The organism is Devosia rhodophyticola (assembly GCF_028816475.1).
In the GTDB taxonomy this organism is placed as follows: Bacteria; Pseudomonadota; Alphaproteobacteria; order Rhizobiales; family Devosiaceae; genus Devosia; species Devosia rhodophyticola.
The window spans coordinates 3,100,755-3,122,631 of sequence record NZ_CP118247.1 but is presented as its reverse complement, the minus strand read 5'-3'; the positions used below and the strand labels follow the sequence as shown (position 1 = coordinate 3,122,631).

Sequence of the window (21,877 nt, the reverse complement as noted above, 5' to 3'; positions counted from 1 at the left end):
TCAAAACACCCATTTTCGATGGGTAGCGACAAGATCGGCGTAGCCCATAGGCACGATTGCAGCGCTAGTGCCGATGGTGCTGGCTTCCCGATTTTCAAACCAATGGGCCGCAAGCATCAGGATCGCTTGGCGCAGGTCGGCGGACGCCTCATCATAGGCGACGGGCGTTTCCGCACCGATCATTGCGGTGGTGTAGGTTTCAGCGGCGGCGATCTTGGCAGCGATGAAATCATCATCAACGTCATCGTCGGCGGTCATTGAAAGCTGGTTTTTCAGGTCGGCAAGCGCGGTCATTGTGAAAACTCTATTTCGGAAAAATCTTGCGCGACGCTCCCCGCGCCGGTCCCCTTAAAGGCTGGGAAATTGCTAACCACCCGGGGGTCTAGTTGTTGCTTTTTACTGTTGGATTTGATTGCGTATTGAAATGAGCCAGAAAACACCCAAATCATCGCCATTCTCCGAGGCCGAAGTTGCTGCTGAACTTAAAAGACTGCGCAGGGCGAATGCACAAACTACTTGGAGCAACGGTCATATGCTGACCTGCATTCACTGCGGCAATGAGTTTGACGCTGCCAAAGGCGGCAACGCAAATATCCCAATGTGCGACTTCTGCTTTCATAACGACTGACAAGTGCCTCACCGTCATGACTGCACCGGCCTGTGCTCTTCACGCTGTTTGGCACTGTTATGATGGTGGGCACAAAGCGCCTGCCAGTTGGCCTTGTCCCAGAACAACCGGTCTTCGCCCTTATGCGGAATGATATGGTCAACGGTGTTGGCTAGCTGGCCACACATTGCGCAGCGCGGGTTGTGCTTTAGGAACTCTTGGCGCGCTTTGCGCCATTCATGATTGTAACCACGTTGGCGGGCCGATGGGCGGCGGCGATCATGCCGGGCCTTGCGGGCACGGTCATTGATGATCTGACACTGGCAGCGTTCACCAGAAGCGACGATCTTGCCGCAGGCACATAGCCTAGGTGGTGCGACTGGCTTTATACTAGCCCCTCGCAATCTTGGCTTTGAGCGCGTTAAAGGCGGCGCGGTCAAATTCGTCATTGGCGGTTGGCGACTGCACTTGATCTGAATCGCTTTCCCCGCCGAATACTGCTTTTAGAATGTCGGAAACCAGATCAGTGCGGCCTTCCTTTGCGGCAATGATTTCCGCCGGGGTTGCTTCCCAGGCCTGGTCTGGCGTCCAGCCCAACCAGCCGGTGGCGATCTTGAACAAGTGCTCAAAATAATCGGTCATCGGCATGGCATTGCCAGTGGTGGGCGCTTGCCTACTGCCCGGCTCAATTCCGGCAAGGCAGGTAATAAATTCGAGCAAGGGCATTTGAAATTCACTCAAGGCGCGCGCACCCAGGTGGTGAATATCGAAACCGAACGTTTCGGCGTCTTTGGGCGAACCGGTTCCCTCGCCTATCAATTCGGCCATGGTTTCCAAGCGGCCTTGGATAACCGCCGACGCCAGTTTGCCAAAATCGCCGTGCTTACGGGCAAGGCGTAGGGCGGCCCCGGTGCAAGGTCACTTGCTGACCGGCAATGACCACATTGATTGTCTCCGCGAGCCGCATCGTTCTAGACCGCCGGACGGGCGCGCAAGGCGGAAAGCTCGACCAAGGCGCTTGCTGCAATTGAGGTGCCGCTATTCTTGGTCAGCACGGCGCGCACGTAGCGCTTGTAACCGACGTAGCCCACCTTGATGGTGGCGCTGGCTTCAAGGCTGTCGGGGAAACTGCCGATCAGGTGTTCAACGTCGGTAAAATCCTCGTCGGCGGTTGTGGCGCTTTCCTGAAGTTTGGCGGTGAAGTCACCAGAACCAGCAATTGCACCGGTATGGACGATAACAGTTACGCCGTTGGCCTCTTGCACGTCGATTGCCGCACCGGTGACGGTTGCCGTTTGCACGGCGGGCGCAATGGCCGAAGCCAAAGCGATATTGGAAGCGTGATCACGCATGGTTCTAGTCTCCTTTTAGGCCGTGGCCATTTTGAGTTTGCGGACGGCTTTGGGTTGCACAACATCACCACCAGTGCGGCGACGGGCATGGATGCGAACAAGGCCTTCAGTAGCGAGCAAATAGGGGTTGGCGAAAACCGACATTTCGAGCCGGTCATAGATGCGGTATGCCGTGCCAAAGTCGCCAAAGATGATTGGGAAGGCATTAGCTTCAACGTCGGGCATGTCGACCATTTCAACCACCGGGCGGCCCAAAATCGTTTCCGGCTGGCCAGCCTGGTAAGACGGCTGCCAAAGGTAATTGCCCTGCCCGTCTTTGAGCTTGCGGATTGTTGCCAGCGTGGTGCCGTTCAATAGCCAGGTGCCACGATTGCGATAGGTAGCAGGCAAGGCATACATGAGCGTAATCAACTGATCAGCGGCAAGGTTGGTGGCGTGGCCGTTGGCTGTGTGGGTGATTGCGTCGTCGGTCATTAAGCCGCGTGGTGCGAGTACACCATCGCCATTAAGAAAGGCGACGCCTTCCTTTTGGCCAAAGTCTTCAGCCAACGCCAAACGCACTTCAGCTTCAGCAACCGGCGCGTCGTCCAATAGCTGGGCAGAAATATCGACGTGGGTGCCCAATTCTTTGGTCGGGATTTCAAGTTGACCAAAACCGATTTCGCTTTCGGTAGTCGCCTGAAGTTCGCCCTTCCACTTGGCATTGGTCTGGCCGGTGCGCTTTGGCAGGATGACCGATGGCGCGCCGGTATTGCGCACGGTTGCGACGGTGCGCAACGGCGAAAACTCAACCAGCTCACGAATGAACTCACTCGAAACCTCAGCCGGTGCCAGATAGCCACCCTGGGCATCATTGCTCACATTGAGCGCCTTTAGCACGGTGTCGCCAGCGGTGTTGCCCAGACGAAGATATTGGGCGAACGCCTTGCGTTCTTCAGTCGCTGTCGGTTCGTTGTCGTTTGCTGCCACCGGACGCTGTGCCTTGGCTTCAAGTTTTTCCAGCCGGGCAGTCAACTTGGTCAAATTGTCATTTGCCGCTTTAAGTTCGAGCGCGGCTTTAGTTTCGGTTTCGTCGATAGTTTCGGGGTCCATTAGATTTTCCTTGGGAGGGGTTGCCTTAACGGCGGTTATCCGCGCACCGGGATGAACCGGATTGCGGCATAGCGAAATTTCGGTAACGTCAATGTCGGTGAATGTGCGCCCGCCGCCGGTGCGGTCGGTGAACGCATTGCCTTTGAAACCTAACGACAGGCCTGCCATGCGCCCTTTGCGAAGTTCGGCATGGGCCTTTTTGGACGGCGCAACGCCCTCAACAAATAGACGGCCCTTAACTTCAAGCCCGGCGTCGGTTTCAGAATAGGATTCCCAAACACCAATCACCGCACCCTGGTCGTGCTCAAGCACAATGGGCAAGGCAGCGGGGAAAGAGAACGCGCCCTTTTCAATCACGTCACCGACGCTGTCCGGTTCACCGAATGGCCACGCCACGCCCGTAATGGTGCCAGCATCATCAACCGCAATATCGGCCTTAAGTTCGAGCTTAGAAGTCATCGACGGGTTCCTTGGGTTTCATGGTTTGTTCGGTGGCATCTAACGATCCAACCCAAACAACGCCAAGAATGTCGGCGGCAAGAATATGGGCCTCGGCAAGCGGACGGGCCGCGATGTAAGTGCCAACCAGTGCGGCGGCCTCCTCAGGCGCGGTGCCGCCGCCGATCATGGCAAGCCGGATTGTTTCGGTGATTTCCGCAAGGTGGAAATTTCCAGCGATCAGATCACGGCAAAGCGAGCCAATACCGCGATTGGTTTTTCGCTCGAGCTCTGGGATCAGATTGGGCGATAGCGAGAAATCCCGCTCGCTGTCGCCAAAGAAATGCTTTGGTCATCATGCCGCTTCCTGATCTGGTTTGGGTGCATCGGAATTGGCAGCGCCGGGCGTAATGTTTGGGTTTTCCAACCTGTCGCCACCGGGCAGCGCTGGTAGGTTCAAGCCCGCGCGCACTTCATTGGCAGTGACCGCGCCCATGGCCCGATATTTGGCGTAGCTTTCGGCGCGGGCGGCATGGCTCACGGTCAAAAGATCATCGGTCACAAATTCTATGTAGTGGTCGGCACGCTCTTCAGGGGTAAGCAGCACGCGCGCATATGCCCACTGCCAGGCATCAAGCCAGGGCCGCAACGTCATCGTCAAAAATTGCTGCCACATTTCCTCGGAGTTTGACCAGGTGGCGCGCGACAAGTCGAAAAGCATCGTCGGCGGCACTCGAAAGGCGCGGGCTATTTCTTCAGTCTGAAACCGGCGCATCTGCTCGAACTGTGCATCTGTAGCTGTATTGGAAAGGGTCACAATTTGTGATCCAGCTGGCACGATTGCGGGCTTGCCGCTATTGGCCGAACCGCCATGGGTTGCGGTCCAACTTGCCATCATGTTTTGCAGCGCCGTCGAATTATCACCGCCGGGCATACGTTCAGGCAGGACCAAAACAGTCGATGGGCGGGCATCGTTCCGGAACAACCGGGCCGCGTATTCTTCAAGGGCTAACGAAAGTCCAATCGCGTCCCGTGCTCGTTTGATCGGCGCAACACCATCAAAGGCCTGGATATGCAAAATATCCCGAAAACCGTATGTCTTTTGCTTGCTCCCCTTCCCGACCAAATAGGTTGGTTCGCCCGCATCATCGGCTTTGATGGCAACGTTGGCGGGGTCAAGACGGATGAACTCTACAACACCGCCATTGACGCGATTTGCCAGAGCAAAGCCGCCCTGGTCATATTTCAGCGCGTCGGCGGTGAGCTGGGTGCGAAGCTGGGCCGCATTGGTCCAATCATTGGCCTCATCGTGCACCAGGCGATAGGCACCATGTTTGGCGTCCGCCTCCTTGCCACCGCTCGTGCGCTTAAAAACTTTGGTGGGCAGTGTGCCAACCGTTTCAGAAATTAGTTGAATGGCTGAAGCAACGGCGGGCGCACGCATTGCATTCTGTGGCGTGACCGATGGGCCTGCGATGGTCGGCGCAAATCCCAGCAACAGCCCAGCCAATGGATCCGCCTGACTGACAGGGGACATTGGCTCTGACTTCGTGTTGCGGGCAAACAAGCCGCCGATGATTTTGGAAATAGGCAAGTCGGTTGCTCCTAATTAATTGAACAACCCATTCTAACCTAAATAGGAATTTTTTCAAACATATAAGTTTATTTTCCTAGGAAGTTTCAAATTGAAGTTTGCCCGATTCAACCCTTCATTCATTGCAGCTATCATTGTGACACTCGCATCGTGGATATAGGTGCCACTTTCGGCCTGGTCTTTATGACCGGTGATCAGATCAGATACATCACGGTTCACACCACGCTTCGCCAACTCAGTTTTGAGTGAATGGCGAAATGAATGAAACACTTTGCGGCTGTCAGAAATACCAACTTGCGGTTTGAAAGTGCGAAGAAACCAGCGGTTAATTTTGTCCTCCGGCTCCCAATCCCAAAATAGTCGCCTCTTACCTTGTTTGCGCAACGCCTCTACATGATCCAAAAATCCTAAGTCAATTAGGTCACGGTGAACAGGCACCAACCTCTTCGAGCGGACATTCTTGCTGGCATCCTCCAAATGAATGACGTTCACCGATTGCTCTTGAAAAATATCCGAAAGCTTGATGCGTGCAATTTCACTCGAAGATCGGGCGCCCGTGTAAAGTGCCAGGAGCAATGACCACTGCTTTGTCTCGAAGGATTTGGGATCAGAGAATAGCTCATTGCCGAAAATTCTCTGTAAATCATCTTGGTTGAATGGGACGCGCGTCGGCTCACTCTTTCCTTTTTTTGTCGCCACTTTCACGCCGCGCGCCGGGTTTGCCTCAATCAAATCATTCGCCACGCACCATCCCATAATCGTGCCAATATGAGTGAGCCATTTGATATTGATCGTTTGGGGGCTAAGCACTTTGTGCGGGTTTTCGAGCTTTGCATTGGCGGTAATAGCTTCGGGTAGCGTCTTGCCAGGGAAGCGAAGTCGATAATTTGTCGGCGTATCCATCAGAGCGCGCTTGTAATTGAGCATATCAGCTTTGGTGATGGCACAGGCGGGCGTCGGGCCTCCCAGAAATTCCTCCAACATCCGAACCGCTACGACCTGCTCGTTTATCGTTCCTTCAGATAGATTGCCGTTTCCGGCGCGACGCTCCTTGTGCATTTCAGTCACAAGTTCCGATAGTGGCGGACCATCGGCCCGCACGGCGGGTCGGTGAGTCTATACAACTCCGGCAGGCTGTTCAGCAGCTAACCATTCACTTTTCGGATCACTTAGGGCAATTCGCCCGGCGTCGCGCTCTTCAAAGCGTGCCATAGCCTCAAGATGAATTTCGGCAAGAACGCGGAGCAATTCGCCACGCTCAAGCGCCGGATTGACGGCACCGTCAGCGATGGCATCATCCGCCGCATATCCAATTAGTGCCTCGGCCTCGTCCCTGGGGAGTTGATGAGCTACAAGCAGGCGCAACTTGGCCGCTTTAATGGGTGCGGTAAAACTGCGGAACTCGGCAGTTCCGCCAAGGGCGCTTCTCTCCCTGTCATCGGCGGCAAGCTCGCGGGCGTAGTGATGCTGTGCTGCGGCCCTTAGGGTTTGGGAGGAACCCTCAAGCAGAGCTTTTGCCTCGTCGATCTGTTGATAGAATCGAGCGATTACTGCGGGTGCGCTACGCTGCGCAACATTCTTATCGGTGCCAAGCCACTCGCGTAACTCGCGCTTCCCGATGATATTGCGAAGAGTGTCGGGCACACCGATCCGAACCGCCCACCGCCCCCTAATCTGATGTAGATGTTTCATGCCAGCCGCTCGATTTTGTCACCAGTTTTGTGACTCGTTTTGCGACCAAACCCCATATAACACAAGGGTTTTCTGCAACATCAAAGGCTTAGGGGTGTGGTGGCGGAGAAGAAGGGATTCGAACCCTCGAGACGGTTCAACACCATCTGCGCCCTTAGCAGGGGCGTGCCTTCGACCACTCGGCCACCTCTCCGCCGGTCGGTCTAACGATGAGAGCCGGAGTTGGCAAGCGATAATCCGGCGACCACCCAAATTTCCTCAACGAATTGAAGGGCAGCCCTGCGCCGCGTCACCTCCAAGGTGGCGCGGCAGTTCATTAGCGCGCGCGCTGACCAAATAGCACGGCTTTGGCATTGACATCCTTGGTCAAATCAACGCGTTCGCCACTCTCCAGCGTCAAAGCAAGACCAGCCTTGGTGCCCGGCCGCTCGCTGACACGCTCGATCCAAGCAGCGACATTCGGAAAATCCTTGATATCCATCCCCTGACGCTCCCAACCGCGCGCCCATCCAATCGAGGCAAGATCAGCGATGGAAAAGTCGCCCACAATATAGTCCCGGCCATCAAGTTGCTTGTTCAAAACGCCGTACAGCCGGTGCGTCTCGTCGCGATACCGATTGATGGCATATTCAATCTTTTCGGGCGCATAGAGAGCAAAATGGTGGTTCTGACCCAGCATGGGGCCGAACCCACCAACCTGCCAGAACAACCACTCGTCCACGGCAACTTGTGATCGTTGATCAGTTGGATAGAATTTGCCAAACTTGGTCGCCAGATATTTTAAAATGGCACCTGACTCAAAGACCGAGATGGACACGCCGTCCGGCCCTTCTGGATCGACAATTGCGGGAATTTTGTTGTTCGGCGAAACCGACAGGAACTCTGGCGTAAACTGGTCGCCCTTCCCGATATGGATGATCCGCAGATCATAAGGAACGCCCAATTCTTCAAGCATCGCCGAAATCTTGTAGCCGTTGGGCGTTGGGAAAAAGTAGAGTTCGATCGGTTTGTTCTGCGCGGTCATGCCGTCATCCATGTGTCGCCTGCTGATGCAGGGGAATATTCAATCAGCGCCTTATATCGTCATTTAACGATGAATGGCAAGCAACGAGCGCCGTTTACGCTCGTTGCCGCCGGGTCAAATGCGGCGCACCCGCATTTGCGGCACGCCGTTGCTAGTGTGGGCGGGGGAAACGCCGTGCACATCAATCGTGGCCGTAACTCTATGACGAAACGCGGAAAACAGCTTCGAGGTTGCAACGTCCACCGGGTTGTCAAATTTTACAGTCACCTGATAATGCTGCATGTCGCTTAGTATTTGCACGCCAATCACCAGCCCTTTGAACGGCTGCCCAAGATAATGGCCACTCGCCCGATCACCGACCTGCACAGGTACAGCAACCCTCTCGGGCAACATCGCGACAGCGGTATTCCAGTCACGATATCCATGGGTTTTGGCGACTTCTTCCAGCGCCATGGCGTGGGTAATTGCGCCCCCAGCCTTGACGCGCTCGTCGCGCAGTGATCTGGCTTCGGCTTTAAGAGTTTGAATGCTGGGCGTATCGAGAGAATATGACATGAATAAAGTCCTTCATAGCAAGAGGCCAAAGTCCCATGGGGCTCGCTTTGCCATGAATGCCTCACTATCAAGACTGTTCATGCGATTGGCACGCGGTGCGTGATTGACTTCACCATCGGGAACATCCCGGCGAGCGGCAGGCGTCAACAACCTTTCCGCTAAATGATATTGAATAGAGATAATGTCAAGACCGACTGTGCGAACGGGATCCAAGAATGACTGAATTGCTTTTGCTGCTGGCCGGCCTATTGGGTGGCGCTGTAAATTCCCTTGCGGGCGGCGGCTCCTTTATTGTGTTCCCTGCCCTGTTGCTGGCTGGCGTCCCGCCGGTCATTGCCAATGCCTCAAACACCTATGCTGCCCTGCCCGGCTATGCCAGCGGCGCGATCGGTTATTGGAAAGCCATTCTGCAATACCGTCATCGCCTTGTGCTGTACTCGATAGTCGCAGCCATTTTTGGCTATATAGGCGCCCAATTGCTGCTCGTGGTGTCGGACCGGCAGTTTTCCCTTGTTGTTCCCTGGCTCATGCTATTCGCCGTAGTCCTGTTCGCCTTTGGCAAGCAGATCAACAATTTTGTGGCAGCCAGAGCTGGTGCCAGCCGCCGGATGGCGCTCGCCGGAGCAGCACTGCTGTTGGCATTTCTGGCGTTGGTCTGCATCTACGGTGGTTTTTTTAACGCCGGACTCGGCATTTTGCTTTTGGCGTTCCTGGCCACCGCCGGCATGACCGATATTCATGCCATGAACGGGCTAAAACTCTGGATTTCAGCCGTCGTAGCAAGCGTCGCCGTCATCCGCTTTGCCATAAGCGGGTCAATCGACTGGTACCACGGTTCATTGGCTTTGGTTGGCGTGACCATCGGCGGATACCTGGCAGCGCGCTACGCACATCTCGTCCCCGCCAAGGCCATAAGGCTTGCCGTCATAGTCTACGGATTGGTGACCACCGTCTATTTCTTCTGGCGCATCATCGTCTGACTGGCCAGCGAATTCAAACCGCGAGCGGCGTCTCGTCGGATGCTTGCGCGCTTGCCGTCGAAAGTGGCTGCAACGCACTGACAAGGCGTGCCGTGGCCTTGCGCAAACGCAACAGGCGAGCTCGATCCTGCATTTTGCATCGTAACATGTCGCGATGTTGCGACAGTGCGGTCTTCTCCGACCCGATCAGGTCGTCGAGCTGCGACAGTTGGGTGTCAATCACCACAAGTTCGTGCCGATGTGACGTCAACTGCCAAACCAGTTCGTCCATTTGCGCCTCGGCCTCAGGGCTGACGTGATCGGCGCCCTCGGCGGACTTCGGCTGCGACTTTTTGGAGCCGGTCTTTGACCGGGTCTTCGCTGTCTTCGCCACCCTGGCCTGGCTCTTGGCTGGTTTTTTGGTGCGCGTTTCCTCGGCTTGGCCCGAACCGGCGGTGGCACCATTTCTGCTTCGGTGTCGGCCGAAAACAGCGTTTCTTCCATCATCGCCAGCAGCATGTTGTCGACGCGGTGGGCCTCAAGTCTCTCCACCAGTTCAGCAGTGGGGTCTTGATTCGAACCCGCAGGCACGTTGGGGGAAATGGGGTCAATCGTACGCATAAGTGATTGAAGATCATCTTGTGTTAGCATCTGGCTTGCTCCGCAATCTGAATACAGAGGGACGGGCCGATAGTGGTCTATCGGCCATCCTTGGCTTGCAGACCCTGGATAAAGCGGGCCATTGCAGTACGGACTGCGACCAGACGGGTGCGAGCCTGCGACTTATCGGCCAATGCCAGTTTGAATTCCTGAATCCGCTTCTGGTCGGCGTCGATGGCTTCTTCCAACTTGGCAATATTGCCATCGATATTGTGAAGGTCCGCCCGGTGGCGACGCAACTGATGGTCGAGTTCGTCGTGTACCTTGGGGTCAAAGTAGCGGTTCGAGTTGATCGAAACCGGATCGCTGCTTGCCGCGACGGCAAGGCCATTGTTGTTGCGATTTGCGGCCGCAGCTGCCTGTACACTTTCAGTCGGCATCTGAGTTTCGCTATCTGCACTCATGGTTCTATCTCCTGTCAAAATGGCAAGGATTGAATTGAGAAGAACAACCATGCATCAAATAAAGCGATTCGCTTAAAGATGACGATTAGACCATTGACAATCCGCACCTACACTTCGGTAAGTACGTAATTGCCACTATCTACATGCTTTGAAAACAAGGTCTTTAGGATATTGTTAATATTAACCAATGACTAAGCGCCGCCCACTCATCCGGATTCGGTCTGAAATGTTCCTCCTGTACTAACAATTTAATCCTAAAAGATTCAGTTTTACTTTCAACTACACCTGATGAACCACGGATTGTCTTAATCAAAATTCATTCGCAAGAGTAGGCATAAAATTATTTAGACAATTTTGTCACAAGTTAAATCCAATACAATGAAGCTCCCTGAATAGTACGGTTTACAACTGCCTGGTTAAGCCGAATTGGCCTGGACGTCAGGCCGTATGCTTTGCCTCGGATGGTCGCAGCCAGACGGCAGCGTCATGAAAGCTGGCACCGCCAAATGGCAATGCTGGAGCGGCATTGGTCAGTGTATTGATACCCCTGCCCTGTCTGTGCGCCTTGTTGCGGTGTAGCCCTTCGGCCACCAGCACACCAACTCGCGTGCTCGTCGATAAACGAGCCGTGAGTTCAACCGTACCGCGACGATTGCCCAGCGTTACAGCATCCCCATCAGCGATTTTGAGACCGTTTGCATCGTCTGGATGAATAAACACCGACGGTTCGCCCTGTTTTTTCAGACTGCCACGTGTCTGGTTGAAAGTAGAATTGAGAAACGCGCGGGCCGGACTGGTTGCCAGCCGAAACGGGTGTTCGGCATCGGCGCGCTCGTTCACATCGTGATAATCGGCATATCTTGGCATATCTGCAGGGTCACATACCCAGTGATAACCCTTAATATCCGCGGTTCCCTGCCAGTTGGGCGCAAACCGAAACTTACCATCCGGCCAAGCAAATCCGTTGGCAAACCGTGCCTCAGCGTCGGGCCGTTCGCGATCAACGAACCCGGTTTTTTCGATCTCCGCGAGGTCGCCATATCCCGAGCGAGAAAACGTATCGGCCACGACCGCCTTGTCGTCCATCCCAAAACTTGGATCGTCCAGACCAAGACGAACTGCCAGGGCGTTGATGACCTCGTGATTTGAACGCGCCTCGCCCGGCCGCTCAACGACCTGCGGCCCATAGAGAACCCGCGTGTGCCCGCCTCGCGTGTAGTAATCATTGTGTTCCAGAAACATTGTGGCGGGCAACACAATGTCTGCCACTTCCGCCGTCTCGGTCATGAATTGCTCGTGCACAACGAGGAACAAGTCTTTGCGCGCAAATCCCTTGCGAACCAGCGTTTGATCCGGCGCAACGGCCGCAGGATTGGTATTCTGCACAATCATGGCTTTTACCGGCCCACCCCCGTGAAGAGCGCGTTCGTCGCCGGTCAGGATTGGGCCAATTTCGGACATGTCCAGCCAACGCGGTTGTCCTTTGGCGCGATCCGCACCGGTCAAACGCGTCTTATCGAGCCGAAACGTGCCTGAATTTGAATGGAATGCCCCACCGCCGCGATGCCGCCAGGCGCCAGTCATTGCCGGAATGCAGAGCGCGGCATGCATGTTGCTGGCCCCATTCCTTTGGCGGGTAAATCCAAATCCCAGCCGGAAAAAGCTAGCAGGCGTCATACCCACCAAGTGCGCAAAGGCAGTAATTTCTTCCACACTCAACCCAGTAATCCCGGAAGCCCATTCCGGTGTCCTGCTGGCCAAATGGCTCTCAAATCCCGCATCGAAGTCAGTAAAACGGCTCATATAGGCCCTGTCGGCCAAGCCATCGCGCAGCAACACATGCATCACTGCAACAGCAAGCGCTCCGTCCGAACCAGGTCGCAGCACCAGCCCCATATCGGCCTGAGCCATTGTGGCAGTATCATAGACGTCGATCACCACAATTTGGGCGCCACGTTCCCTGCGGGCCCGCATCGCATGCGTCATCACATTGACTTGGGTATGAACCGCATTAGTGCCCCAGATAACCACACAGTCGGATTCAGCCATCTGTTCAGGATTGACGCCGCCCAAAAGACCAGTCCCTGCAATGTAGCCAGGCCATGCCGTGCCCGTGCAGATCGTATCATATTGCAGCGAATAACCTTTGCCGTGCCGCAGTCGGTCAATGCCATCGCGCTGCACATGTCCCATGGTCCCGGCATAATAGTAGGGCCAGATGCTTTCCGCTCCGAACGCATCTTCAATTGCGGAAAAGCGCGCCGCGATCTCGTCCAGCGCTTCGTCCCACTCGATTTTCTGCCACTGCCCAGCACCCTTTGGGCCAACACGGCGCATGGGATGCAGCAAACGGTCCGGATGATGGATCCGCTCGGCATATCGCGCGACCTTTTCGCAGATAACCCCCGCCGTATACGGGTCATCCTTGGCACCACGCACCCGCCCGATGGTGTGGGCGTCGATCAGATCTACATCAAGCGCGCACACCGACGGGCAATCATGCGGGCACACCGAACGAACGGTACGGGCGGCAACGGGCTTGTTCATCTAAAGGCTCTTACTGGTGATCAGTGCACGCTACTGCCTTCTGACGTTCATTGCCAGTGCCGTCGCGCTGATCTAGCGGCCTGCAAATGCCTTGGACGCAGTTTCGGTATTGCGCCGCGCGCGGTTGGTCGCGTGCTTGGCGAGATGGGCCGCACCCGAGTGGAACTGGGAAAACGTGATGCTTTTCGCATTGGTCGAAATGTTCACACCGCGCCAGCTTGGATGCACGCTGCGTACCTCCGCCCATTTCACAATGGTTTTGCGGCCGAACGCATCGCAATATTCAAGTTGCGCATGGTTCCAGCGAATTTTGACGAAGAGCCCCATCAGTCCCAATGCAACCGCGCCACCAGCCAACGCCATCGAGGCAATGAACGCGGCAACCATTTCGGCCGGATTGACCGCCTTGAACCCCCCAATGATTATGGCAAGCATCAAAGCTGCGGCCAGCGCTGCCGCACCATAAACCGCAAAATATTCAACCATCGACGGCCGCAATTCAGACCAGCCATCGGCCTGAACCGGCTCTTCGCTCTGCACTAGGCGCAGAGCCAGAAAGGCCGCAGAGCCAAAGGCAACAACCCCCGCCGTCCGCGCGAGCGGCCACTCCTCGGCGATGGGGATATGTTTCAGGGCAATAAGAACAACGATCATCAACAGTGGCATAGCCACTTCCTGCCAGCGCAAAGGCAATATGCTCTCCAATGGTTTACGCCGGCGACGCGGATCGGCAAATCACTAAGGCCGGGAATATCCCGACCCCCAAAGGCTAGCAAACATCTCTCAAAACGCTATTAACAATGTAGCGAGCGCCCAATTTTCGACCGAATTCCGCCATTTTTGCAACAGCATTGATCACGCATCAATGCGCGAAAACTTAAAGCTGCGGCTTACGTTTTGGCTTGTGATCTTTCTTCTTGAACACTTTTTCCTTCTTGGGACGCGGTTCGCCCGGCGCGGCAGGCTGCACCTTGTCTTTCCACTTGGGCTTGCCTTTATCCTTGGGATTGACCTTCGCTGGACGCGCCCTGTCTGTGTCTGGGCGCTTCGTCTCTATGCGTGCAGCACGTTCTGGGCGCGCGTCGTCACTGTCAGGACGACGATTGTCGGGCGCATATCGCGCCGCCCGGTCCGCACGTTCTGGACGCGCAGCCATCGGGTCATACCGCTCGATTGGCCCCTCGGGACGACGAGGTGACTTGGGGAATGTCCGCTTGTTAGACGGCGGGCTATCGCCCTCGATCACAGAAATGGTCACACCGCGCTCACCAGACCCATTTTGCGCAATCGCCGCCGCAAAGACATCCGCCTTTGGCGTTGCCACCTCAAAGTGCGATTCCGCATCAAAAATACGGATCGAGCCAATGGCCGTCTTGGTAACCCCGCCAGCCTTACAAATCATCGGCAACAGCCAGCGCGGCTCGGCGCGGTGTTTGCGTCCCACCGAAACCCTGAACCAGACCCCAGTTTCAAATCGCGCCTTTTCGCGCGGATTGCTTGGCCCCGGCTTGTCTGGTGCCATATTTTCCGACAGCTCTTCGGGCGATGGGCGGGCCGCAATCTGCTGGCGCAAATAGGCCGCAGCTATCGCCTCTGGCGTGTGAAGCGCCATCAGTTCAGCAACAAACGCAGCCTCTTCCTCACTTGGTGCCTGGCTGAGCGAAGCATCGTTGAGAATACTCTCACGATAACGCGCCTCAATATCGGTGCTTGTCGGCGCGGCCATATAAGACACATCGAGCTTGGCCATTTTGAGTACGCGCTGCACCGCATTGCGACGATGCATCGGCACGATCAGCACGCACGTACCCTTTCGCCCCGCACGGCCCGTCCGGCCCGATCGATGCAACAGCGTGTCAGGATTGGTCGGCATATCGGCATGGATAACCAGATCCAGATTGGGCAAGTCGATGCCGCGTGCCGCAACGTCGGTCGCCACACAAATTCGGGCCCGACCGTCGCGCATCGATTGCAGCGCATTGGTGCGTTCGGCCTGGCTCAGCTCGCCCGACAGCGTCACCACATCAAACCCGCGATTGTGCAGCCGCGCCGACAAATGCTTCACGCCTTCCCGGGTCGAAGCGAAAACGATGGTATTGGCGCTGTCAAAAAACAGCAGTGTATTGATGATCGCATTTTCCCGCTCAGCAGCGGGGATCAGCACCAGCTTATAATCAATGTCAGCATGCTGGCTGCTTGCATTGGTCGCCGCGATCCGCAGCGCGTCTTTCTGGAAAGTCTTGGCCAGATTAGCGATCTGGCGCGGCACTGTCGCCGAAAACAATAGCGTCCGGCGTTCTGCGGGCGCCGCATCCAGAATGAATTCGAGATCCTCGCGAAACCCGAGGTCCAGCATTTCATCGGCTTCATCGAGCACCACCGCCCGCAACGCCGAAGTATCGAGCACGCCCTTGGTAATATGGTCCCGCAACCGGCCCGGCGTCCCAACAACAATCTGAGCGCCCCGCTCCAGCGCCCGGCGTTCGGTGCGCATGTCCATGCCACCAACGCATGATGCTGTCTTGGCCCCGGTTTCCGCATAGAGCCAGTCAAGTTCACGTTGAACCTGCAGCGCCAGTTCGCGCGTCGGTGCGATGATCAGCGCCAGGGGCGCCCCTTGTGAGCTGAACAGCTCCTCGCCTTCAAGCAATGTTGGCGCAATGGCCATCCCGAAGGCGACGGTTTTGCCCGAACCGGTTTGCGCCGAAACGAGAAGATCCTGCCCCTGCGCATCATCGGTCAACACGGCGCTCTGCACTTCTGTCAGATTTTCATAACCCTTGGCAGCCAGGGCGCGGGCAAGTGGGGCAACGATGGTTTCAGGCAAGGACACTGTGTTTCTTTCAATGGGGCAGCGGAGTGATATAGCACAAACAAGCAAAAAGGCCGCCCGGCGGGCGGCCTAAATCAGTTGAGCATTGCCGAACCGGCGGCAACGCCCATCGCGTCCAAGAGATTAGCCGACGATTTCGTCGTCGTTAAAGAAAAACTTGATCTCTTCAGCAGCAGTTTCAGGCGCATCGGAACCGTGGACAGAATTTTCACCGATCGACAGGGCAAATTCTTTGCGAATGGTGCCAGCGTCAGCATTTGCTGGGTTGGTAGCGCCCATGATCTCGCGGTTCTTGAGGATGGCGTTTTCGCCTTCCAGAACCTGCACAACCACTGGCTCGGCAATCATCTGTTCGACAAGTTCGCCAAAAAATGGGCGCTCTTTATGGACAGCGTAGAAGCCTTCGGCCTGTGCCCGTGTCATGTGGATGCGCTTGGAAGCAACAACCCGAAGGCCGGCTTCTTCAAACTTGGCAATGATTTTGCCAGTGAGGTTGCGGCGGGTCGCATCAGGCTTGATGATAGAAAAAGTACGCTCGAGAGCCATGGTGAGGTCCTTGATGAATTAGGATCGGTCTGTCCGAATGGTGGCGCCTTGTAACGGCAGACGATGACATAGACAAGACCACCTCATGTCGCGGCCTCAGAAATCTTACCGATCGTTTCCGACGCACTCGTCCCATAGCCGCAACGGTTGCCAATCGAGCCACAAAACTCTATCCAGCACCCATGCATAAGGGTTGCCCGCGCCTTTCTGGCCCTGCCAGCGCCCGCAGCCAATATCCCTGCCCTCTGTTTCGAACTGTACCGCCATGCTTACGATCAACAATCTCATTTATCGCATCCAGGGACGTGAATTGTTCGAAGGTGCCTCCGTGGTGCTGCCGACCGGCGCAAAAACTGGCTTTGTTGGCAAGAATGGTACCGGTAAAACGACGCTGTTTCACTTGATTCAACAACACCTTGCCCCCGACGCAGGCAGCATTGAACTCAACAAGAAGGCACGGATTGGCGCGGTAGCACAAGAAGCGCCAGCCAGCGAAGTCAGCGTACTCGATGTTGTGCTGGCGGCAGATCTTGAGCGCACCAGCCTGATGAAGGAGGCCGAAACCGCCATCGATCCGGATCGCATTTCGGAAATTTACGTCCGGCTGGCCGATATCGACGCCCATACCGCCGAAGCGCGCGCCTCTGCCATTCTAAAGGGCTTGGGATTTGAGCAGGATCGCCAAAATTCACCCACCCATGAGCTTTCGGGCGGATGGCGCATGCGCGTTGCGCTGGCGGGCGTTTTGTTTGCCCAGCCCGACCTGTTGCTCCTCGATGAGCCCACCAACTATCTCGATCTTGAAGGCACCCTGTGGCTGGAAAAATACCTCGCCACCTACCCCTATACCGTTTTCATGATCAGCCATGATCGCGACCTGCTTAACAAGTCGGTGTCCTCGATCATTCATCTCGAACATAAACAGCTGACTTTTTACAAGGGCAACTACGACACATTTGAAGCCACGCGCCGCATGCAGATGGAGCTCAACAACAAGAGCCGCGAAAAGACCATGGATCAGATCGCGCACATGCAAAAGTTCGTTGACCGCTTCAAGGCCAAGGCGTCCAAGGCCAAGCAGGCCCAGGCCCGCGTCAAGATGATTGAAAAGCTCAAGCCACCCGCCGCCATGTTTGACGAATATTCGTCCCCTTTCACCTTCCAGCAGCCCAAGGCCGAAGTCGCAACACCAATGATCACGCTGGATAGCGTATCGGCCGGCTACGGTGACAAGAAAATCCTGCGCAACATCAACATGCGCATAGATCCCGAGGACCGCATTGCCCTGATCGGCGTAAACGGCAACGGCAAGTCCACCTTTGCAAAACTTCTGGCTGGCGACATTCAGCCAATGGGCGGCTACTTCAACAAGGGCAAGAAGCTCGAAATCGCCCATTTCGCTCAACATCAGATGGACAAGCTCAAACCGGAATGGACCCCATTTGAGCACGTCATTGATTTGATGCCGACCGATAGTGAATCAAGGCGCCGCTCGCGCCTGTCACAAATGGGCCTGACCAAGTCGCGCATGGATACGCTGGCAAAAAATCTTTCCGGCGGCGAGCGCGCGCGCCTGCTGATGGGGCTGATTACCTTCAATGGCCCCGGCATGATGATCCTAGACGAGCCTACCAACCATCTCGATATCGACAGTCGCGATGCGCTGGTGCATGCACTCAATGACTATGAAGGCGCGGTGCTAATCATCTCCCATGATCGTCACTTGATCGAAGCCACCTGCGATACCTTGTGGATCGCCGCCGACGGCACAATCAAGGAACTGGACGAGGATCTGGACAGCTACCAGCGTTCGATTACCGGCAACAAGGACCGCGGCGGCAACGCGTCGATGAGCAAGGAAGAGCGCAAGGCCGCCAAGGCCGAAGCCGCTGCCAAAAGAGCCCAGGTCGCTCCGATCAAGCAATCCATTAAGGAAACAGAAACCAAGATTTCTCGTTTGAAAGTGGAAATCGCAAAAATTGACAACCGACTCGACGACCCCGAGTTCTATAATGGCTCTGCGGATCGCCTTATCGCTGCGGGCAAGGAAAAGGCCCGTTTCGCCGCCGATCTTGAATCGCTTGAGGAAAGTTGGCTGACATTGAGTGCCGAACTGGAAAGTCTCGAGAGCGCATGAGTGAACTGACCGCCAAGGATGTGATTTTCACCCTCGGGCTCAAGCGTCATCCCGCAGGGGGCTGGTACGCCCGCACCCTGGGCGATGGCACTGAGCAGGACGGCCCGAATCCAACCAAGGCAATCTATTTGTTGCTCGAACAAAATGATGAAAGCAACTGGCATCAGATCGATGCGGCTGAAATCTGGAACTATTTCACCGGCGCGCCACTGGAACTGACGATCACTGATGGGCTGACGCGCGAACCCATTACTCTTGGGCCAGACACAAAAGCCGGCCAACGCGCCCAGACGATTTTACCGCGCAAAAGCTGGCAAAGTGCCCGCACATCTGGCGAATGGACCTTGGTCGGATGTAGGGTGCCGCCCGGATTTCAATTTTCGAGCTTCGACACAACCCAACCCGACTGGTCACACAACGCAGGTTAACCGCGCCCGCCGGGGTTTGTTGACACCTCGCCCCTATTGCCATCTGCTGGTGCTTGGCATTCTTGTCGGAAGCAGTACATGCGTTTTGGTCAGATAATTCTCGTTGCTTTGCTGATCCTGGGTGCAATCACAAGTGCCGCATCAGCCGGCGCCATGCCATTGACGCCACAACGGCAGGCACTGCGATTTGCAGCCAATAACAGCCTTTTTGTCCTTTATCATGAGGTCGCCCACCTGCTGTTCGATCAGCTCAACATTCCAATCCTGGGGCGTGAAGAGGATGCGGCAGACAATCTCGCCACCTGGACCCTGCTCAATCAGCCCGATGGAAAATCCGAGCAGGCGTTGGACGATGCTGCCTACGGCTGGATACTGACCGGCCTCGCCTACAACAGTGGCTCGACCGAGAGCGATTTTTATGCCGCTCACAGTCTTGATCGCCAGCGCGCCTATCAAATCGTCTGCCTGATGGTTGGCAACAACGAAAAGCGATTTCATAAAATCGCCGACGGCTATGGCATGGATATCGTGCGACAAATCTCCTGCGCCGACGATTACCGCCGGATCAGCCGGAGCCTGAAAGGTGTATTCGCCAGTCGCACAATGAAAAACCCCGACGCTACAAAGGTCACTGTGAACTATCAAGCCGTATCGGGTAGCCTCAGACAGGCAGCAGATGCCTTCCGGAATAGCGGCGTTTTCGACCGGGTGGCCGATGAGTTGCGCCGAAACTACCATTTGCGCCACAAGGTACTGTTCACCGCCAAGAGATGCGATGGAGATGCCAATTCATACTATGACGCCGACACCGTTGAGATCATCTACTGCTATGAATTGATGGACGATTTCATTTCACTCTTCGTCAACGATGTACCGGACGGCATGACTGCACCCGGCCAAAGCCGACGCAACGGAAGAGCCAATTGAGGCGCTAGGCGCGCTTGACCCAGCGGCCCGAACCTTCCTGTTGCCAATAGGTAACCTGATTGTCCTCGCGTAGCGTCTTCCAGGCCGATCGCGCTTCGCTCACCGCTTCAGGATCAAGTCCCGAAAACAGATAAACAATGCGCTCATATCCGTCTGCCGATTGAGGCACTGCCCGATCCGCGAAAAATCGCACATTGGCCCCGTTGGGGTTGTCCGCACCCGTTGTGATCAACACTGGCTGCAACGGATCCATATCGTCGCCCGCCTGTCCGTGCGGCAAAAAACTGTCATCACGATAAGTCCAGAGATGAGCATCAAGGGAATTGGCCCGCTCAGTGCTCCCCACCTCGATCACCGCGCGCCAGCCACGCTCAAGCGTCTTCTCCAGAAGCTGGGGTAGAACCGCTTCGAGCGGGCGCTGTTCAAGGTGATAAAATAAAACGTCAGCCATGGTTCACTTCAGGGTGGATCGCAAAACTAGAGTTCGTAACTGTCTCTGACGAGGCGATCGAGCAAGGCAACGCCAAATCCCGATCCCCATGACTCGTTGATCTTGGTGCTACCACCGCCAAACGCCATGCCCGCAATGTCCAGATGCGCCCATGGGACACCATTGACGAACCGTTCCAGAAAATGTGCCGCCGTTATAGAACTGGCAAGCCGACCCGCTGAATTCTTGATATCGGCAACCCGGCTTTCAATCATCTTGTTGTAGCTGGGCGCGAGTGGCAAACGCCAGAGCTTTTCATTGCTCGCCATTCCCGCCGCCAGCAATTTGCCCGCTAACGCGTCGTCATTGGCGAACAATCCCGCATGTTCATGCCCCAGCGCCACCAGAATGGCACCAGTCAGCGTTGCCAGATCGATCATGAACCTGGGCTTGAACCGATCCTGCGTGTACCAAAGTGCATCGGCCAGAACCAACCGTCCCTCGGCATCGGTATTGATCACCTCAATCGTTGTCCCGGACATTGCCTTGATAACGTCGCCCGGCCGCACCGATTTGCCATCCGGCATATTTTCAACCAGCCCGATTACACCGACAACGTTGGCCTTGGATTTGCGCGTCGCCAGCGCATGCATTAACCCCACAACGGCCGCAGCGCCGCCCATATCGCCCTTCATGTCTTCCATGGAACTGGCAGGCTTGATCGAAATGCCGCCCGTATCAAAAACCACGCCCTTCCCGACAAACGCCAGCGGCGCATCCCCGGTCTCTCCGCCATGCCACTGCATCACAACCAACCGCGCCGGCCGTTCCGAGCCCTGCGCCACGCAAAGCAGCGATTCCATGCCCAGCGCCCGCATTTCTTCAGGCGACAATATTTCAACCTCAACCCCCAGCGCTGCAAGACCCGATGCTTTCTCGGCAAATTCCAGCGGGCCCAGCACATTGGCCGGCTCATTGACCAGATCCCGCGCCAACATCGTGCCGGCGACAACCGCACCTCGATCAGCAATCGCAGCGTCAACCTTGGCGACATCGGCAACATGGATCGTAATGGTCAAATCGCCCGCCCGATCCTCATCAGCCTTCGATTTGTATTTATCAAACCGATAATGCCGCAGACGCACCCCCGCCACCAATTCCGCGATCGCTTCAGGCGTTGCGTCGGCCTCATCGACAATCACCGCAATATTGCGCGCCCGCGTATTTGCGATCTTGTTCATCAACGAGCCACCGCGGTCTGTCCAAGCCGTCAATGACGAAGCCTCCGCGTTGCCCGAACCAAGAACCAGCAACCTCTGGCAATCCGTTCCAGCCGGCCCCATGATATCGAGCACCTGCCCCTGCTTGCCAGCAAACGAACCGGACTTGGCGGTCTGCTCCCAATCATGGCCGGTACCCGCCCATACCGCTTGCCCCATCCCGGAAGGCGCCTTCCCTTCTGCCGCATAGATCACGAGTAGATCGGCTGACGCACCCGACAATGGGGCGGTCCGGACGAGAAGATATTGGGGCATAAAGAATGGCCTTGCTGGCAGGAGAACACTTTTTTCGCCGCAGGACGCGGCAGCGGAAAGAATTATTGGCTTTGACGTCCGCGTCAATCCCGCAACACTGACATTCAAACCGTTATG

General features: G+C 55.9%; 24 protein-coding genes, 1 tRNA gene and 1 pseudogene. 6 read left to right on the top strand and 20 right to left on the bottom strand.

The window, feature by feature from the left end; genetic code table 11:
- Positions 1-294 carry a head-tail connector protein gene (locus tag PSQ90_RS15365; protein WP_282211142.1) on the bottom strand — a complete coding sequence of 98 codons (294 nt, stop codon included), beginning with the start codon at positions 292-294 and terminating at the stop codon, positions 1-3.
- A gap of 130 nt (positions 295-424) precedes the next feature.
- Between PSQ90_RS15365 and PSQ90_RS15360 the strand changes: the two genes are divergently transcribed.
- Complete coding sequence (locus PSQ90_RS15360) at positions 425-628, top strand: hypothetical protein (RefSeq protein ID WP_282211141.1); 204 nt, start codon at positions 425-427, stop codon at positions 626-628.
- Positions 629-642: 14 nt separating this feature from the next.
- Here PSQ90_RS15360 and PSQ90_RS17065 read toward each other — a convergent pair whose 3' ends face one another.
- Entirely contained in the window at positions 643-795 is a 153-nt protein-coding gene (locus PSQ90_RS17065; RefSeq protein WP_328517511.1) for an HNH endonuclease signature motif containing protein, read from the bottom strand.
- A 51-nt stretch (positions 796-846) separates the two neighbouring features.
- On the opposite strand from PSQ90_RS17065, the gene PSQ90_RS17060 reads away from it, so the two are divergent.
- Positions 847-972, top strand: a complete 126-nt coding sequence (locus PSQ90_RS17060) for a hypothetical protein (protein ID WP_328517510.1) — start codon at positions 847-849, stop codon at positions 970-972.
- 25 nt (positions 973-997) lie between these two features.
- Here PSQ90_RS17060 and PSQ90_RS15350 read toward each other — a convergent pair whose 3' ends face one another.
- The 10 genes and pseudogenes from PSQ90_RS15350 to PSQ90_RS15305 all read right to left on the bottom strand — a co-directional run bounded on the left by PSQ90_RS15350 (position 998) and on the right by PSQ90_RS15305 (position 8,354).
- Entirely contained in the window at positions 998-1,435 is a 438-nt protein-coding gene (locus PSQ90_RS15350; RefSeq protein WP_282211140.1) for a hypothetical protein, read from the bottom strand.
- Between the two features lie 143 nt (positions 1,436-1,578).
- A complete protein-coding gene (locus PSQ90_RS15345; protein ID WP_282211139.1) occupies positions 1,579-1,959 on the bottom strand; it encodes a hypothetical protein in 381 nt (126 codons plus the stop codon).
- A 15-nt stretch (positions 1,960-1,974) separates the two neighbouring features.
- The gene (locus PSQ90_RS15340; RefSeq protein WP_282211138.1) at positions 1,975-3,510 is read right to left on the bottom strand and encodes a phage major capsid protein; all 1,536 of its coding nucleotides are present in this window, start codon (positions 3,508-3,510) and stop codon (positions 1,975-1,977) included.
- Positions 3,500-3,820 (bottom strand): annotated as a pseudogene (locus PSQ90_RS15335) (gene transfer agent family protein); the annotation flags it as partial. The gene PSQ90_RS15340 and the pseudogene PSQ90_RS15335, both read right to left, overlap by 11 nt.
- Positions 3,821-3,844: 24 nt before the next feature.
- Complete coding sequence (locus tag PSQ90_RS15330) at positions 3,845-5,083, bottom strand: phage portal protein (protein WP_282211137.1); 1,239 nt, start codon at positions 5,081-5,083, stop codon at positions 3,845-3,847.
- 54 nt (positions 5,084-5,137) lie between these two features.
- Positions 5,138-6,142, bottom strand: a complete 1,005-nt coding sequence (locus PSQ90_RS15325; RefSeq protein ID WP_282211136.1) for a site-specific integrase — start codon at positions 6,140-6,142, stop codon at positions 5,138-5,140.
- A 57-nt stretch (positions 6,143-6,199) separates the two neighbouring features.
- Positions 6,200-6,775: a DUF6538 domain-containing protein gene (locus PSQ90_RS15320; RefSeq protein WP_282211135.1), complete on the bottom strand. Its 576-nt coding sequence runs from the start codon at positions 6,773-6,775 to the stop codon at positions 6,200-6,202.
- Between the two features lie 100 nt (positions 6,776-6,875).
- A tRNA-Ser gene (locus PSQ90_RS15315) sits at positions 6,876-6,968 on the bottom strand.
- Between the two features lie 123 nt (positions 6,969-7,091).
- Positions 7,092-7,799 (bottom strand): glutathione S-transferase N-terminal domain-containing protein, encoded by a 708-nt coding sequence (locus PSQ90_RS15310; protein ID WP_282211134.1) that lies wholly within the window; start codon positions 7,797-7,799, stop codon positions 7,092-7,094.
- 114 nt (positions 7,800-7,913) lie between these two features.
- Complete coding sequence (locus PSQ90_RS15305) at positions 7,914-8,354, bottom strand: glyoxalase superfamily protein (RefSeq protein ID WP_282211133.1); 441 nt, start codon at positions 8,352-8,354, stop codon at positions 7,914-7,916.
- Positions 8,355-8,569: 215 nt separating this feature from the next.
- On the opposite strand from PSQ90_RS15305, the gene PSQ90_RS15300 reads away from it, so the two are divergent.
- Positions 8,570-9,334, top strand: a complete 765-nt coding sequence (locus PSQ90_RS15300) for a sulfite exporter TauE/SafE family protein (RefSeq protein WP_282211132.1) — start codon at positions 8,570-8,572, stop codon at positions 9,332-9,334.
- A 13-nt stretch (positions 9,335-9,347) separates the two neighbouring features.
- Here PSQ90_RS15300 and PSQ90_RS15295 read toward each other — a convergent pair whose 3' ends face one another.
- The 6 genes from PSQ90_RS15295 to ndk all read right to left on the bottom strand — a co-directional run bounded on the left by PSQ90_RS15295 (position 9,348) and on the right by ndk (position 16,303).
- Positions 9,348-9,707 (bottom strand): hypothetical protein, encoded by a 360-nt coding sequence (locus tag PSQ90_RS15295; protein ID WP_282211131.1) that lies wholly within the window; start codon positions 9,705-9,707, stop codon positions 9,348-9,350.
- 304 nt (positions 9,708-10,011) lie between these two features.
- On the bottom strand, positions 10,012-10,377 hold the full coding sequence (locus PSQ90_RS15290; protein ID WP_282211130.1) for a hypothetical protein: 366 nt from the start codon (positions 10,375-10,377) through the stop codon (positions 10,012-10,014).
- 438 nt (positions 10,378-10,815) lie between these two features.
- A complete protein-coding gene (locus tag PSQ90_RS15285) occupies positions 10,816-12,924 on the bottom strand; it encodes a molybdopterin-containing oxidoreductase family protein (protein WP_282211129.1) in 2,109 nt (702 codons plus the stop codon).
- A 72-nt stretch (positions 12,925-12,996) separates the two neighbouring features.
- Positions 12,997-13,617, bottom strand: coding sequence for a hypothetical protein (locus PSQ90_RS15280; protein WP_282211128.1), 621 nt, complete (start codon positions 13,615-13,617; stop codon positions 12,997-12,999).
- Positions 13,618-13,801: 184 nt separating this feature from the next.
- The gene (locus PSQ90_RS15275) at positions 13,802-15,757 is read right to left on the bottom strand and encodes a DEAD/DEAH box helicase (protein ID WP_282211127.1); all 1,956 of its coding nucleotides are present in this window, start codon (positions 15,755-15,757) and stop codon (positions 13,802-13,804) included.
- A 123-nt stretch (positions 15,758-15,880) separates the two neighbouring features.
- On the bottom strand, positions 15,881-16,303 hold the full coding sequence (gene ndk, locus PSQ90_RS15270; RefSeq protein WP_282211126.1) for a nucleoside-diphosphate kinase: 423 nt from the start codon (positions 16,301-16,303) through the stop codon (positions 15,881-15,883).
- A 265-nt stretch (positions 16,304-16,568) separates the two neighbouring features.
- On the opposite strand from ndk, the gene PSQ90_RS15265 reads away from it, so the two are divergent.
- The 3 genes from PSQ90_RS15265 (at position 16,569) to PSQ90_RS15255 (ending at position 19,795) form a co-directional block, all read left to right on the top strand.
- Positions 16,569-18,440 (top strand): ABC-F family ATP-binding cassette domain-containing protein, encoded by a 1,872-nt coding sequence (locus PSQ90_RS15265; protein ID WP_282211125.1) that lies wholly within the window; start codon positions 16,569-16,571, stop codon positions 18,438-18,440.
- The gene (locus PSQ90_RS15260) at positions 18,437-18,868 is read left to right on the top strand and encodes a cupin domain-containing protein (protein ID WP_282211124.1); all 432 of its coding nucleotides are present in this window, start codon (positions 18,437-18,439) and stop codon (positions 18,866-18,868) included. Before PSQ90_RS15265 ends, PSQ90_RS15260 begins: the two co-directional genes overlap by 4 nt.
- Positions 18,869-18,946: 78 nt before the next feature.
- Positions 18,947-19,795 (top strand): DUF4344 domain-containing metallopeptidase, encoded by an 849-nt coding sequence (locus PSQ90_RS15255; protein ID WP_282211123.1) that lies wholly within the window; start codon positions 18,947-18,949, stop codon positions 19,793-19,795.
- Between the two features lie 4 nt (positions 19,796-19,799).
- On the opposite strand, the gene PSQ90_RS15250 is transcribed toward PSQ90_RS15255, so the two are convergent.
- Together PSQ90_RS15250 and PSQ90_RS15245 are read right to left on the bottom strand one after the other, a co-directional pair.
- Positions 19,800-20,246, bottom strand: a complete 447-nt coding sequence (locus PSQ90_RS15250) for a DNA polymerase III subunit chi (RefSeq protein WP_282211122.1) — start codon at positions 20,244-20,246, stop codon at positions 19,800-19,802.
- 26 nt (positions 20,247-20,272) lie between these two features.
- Complete coding sequence (locus PSQ90_RS15245; protein ID WP_282211121.1) at positions 20,273-21,760, bottom strand: leucyl aminopeptidase; 1,488 nt, start codon at positions 21,758-21,760, stop codon at positions 20,273-20,275.
- Positions 21,761-21,877 lie beyond the last annotated feature (117 nt).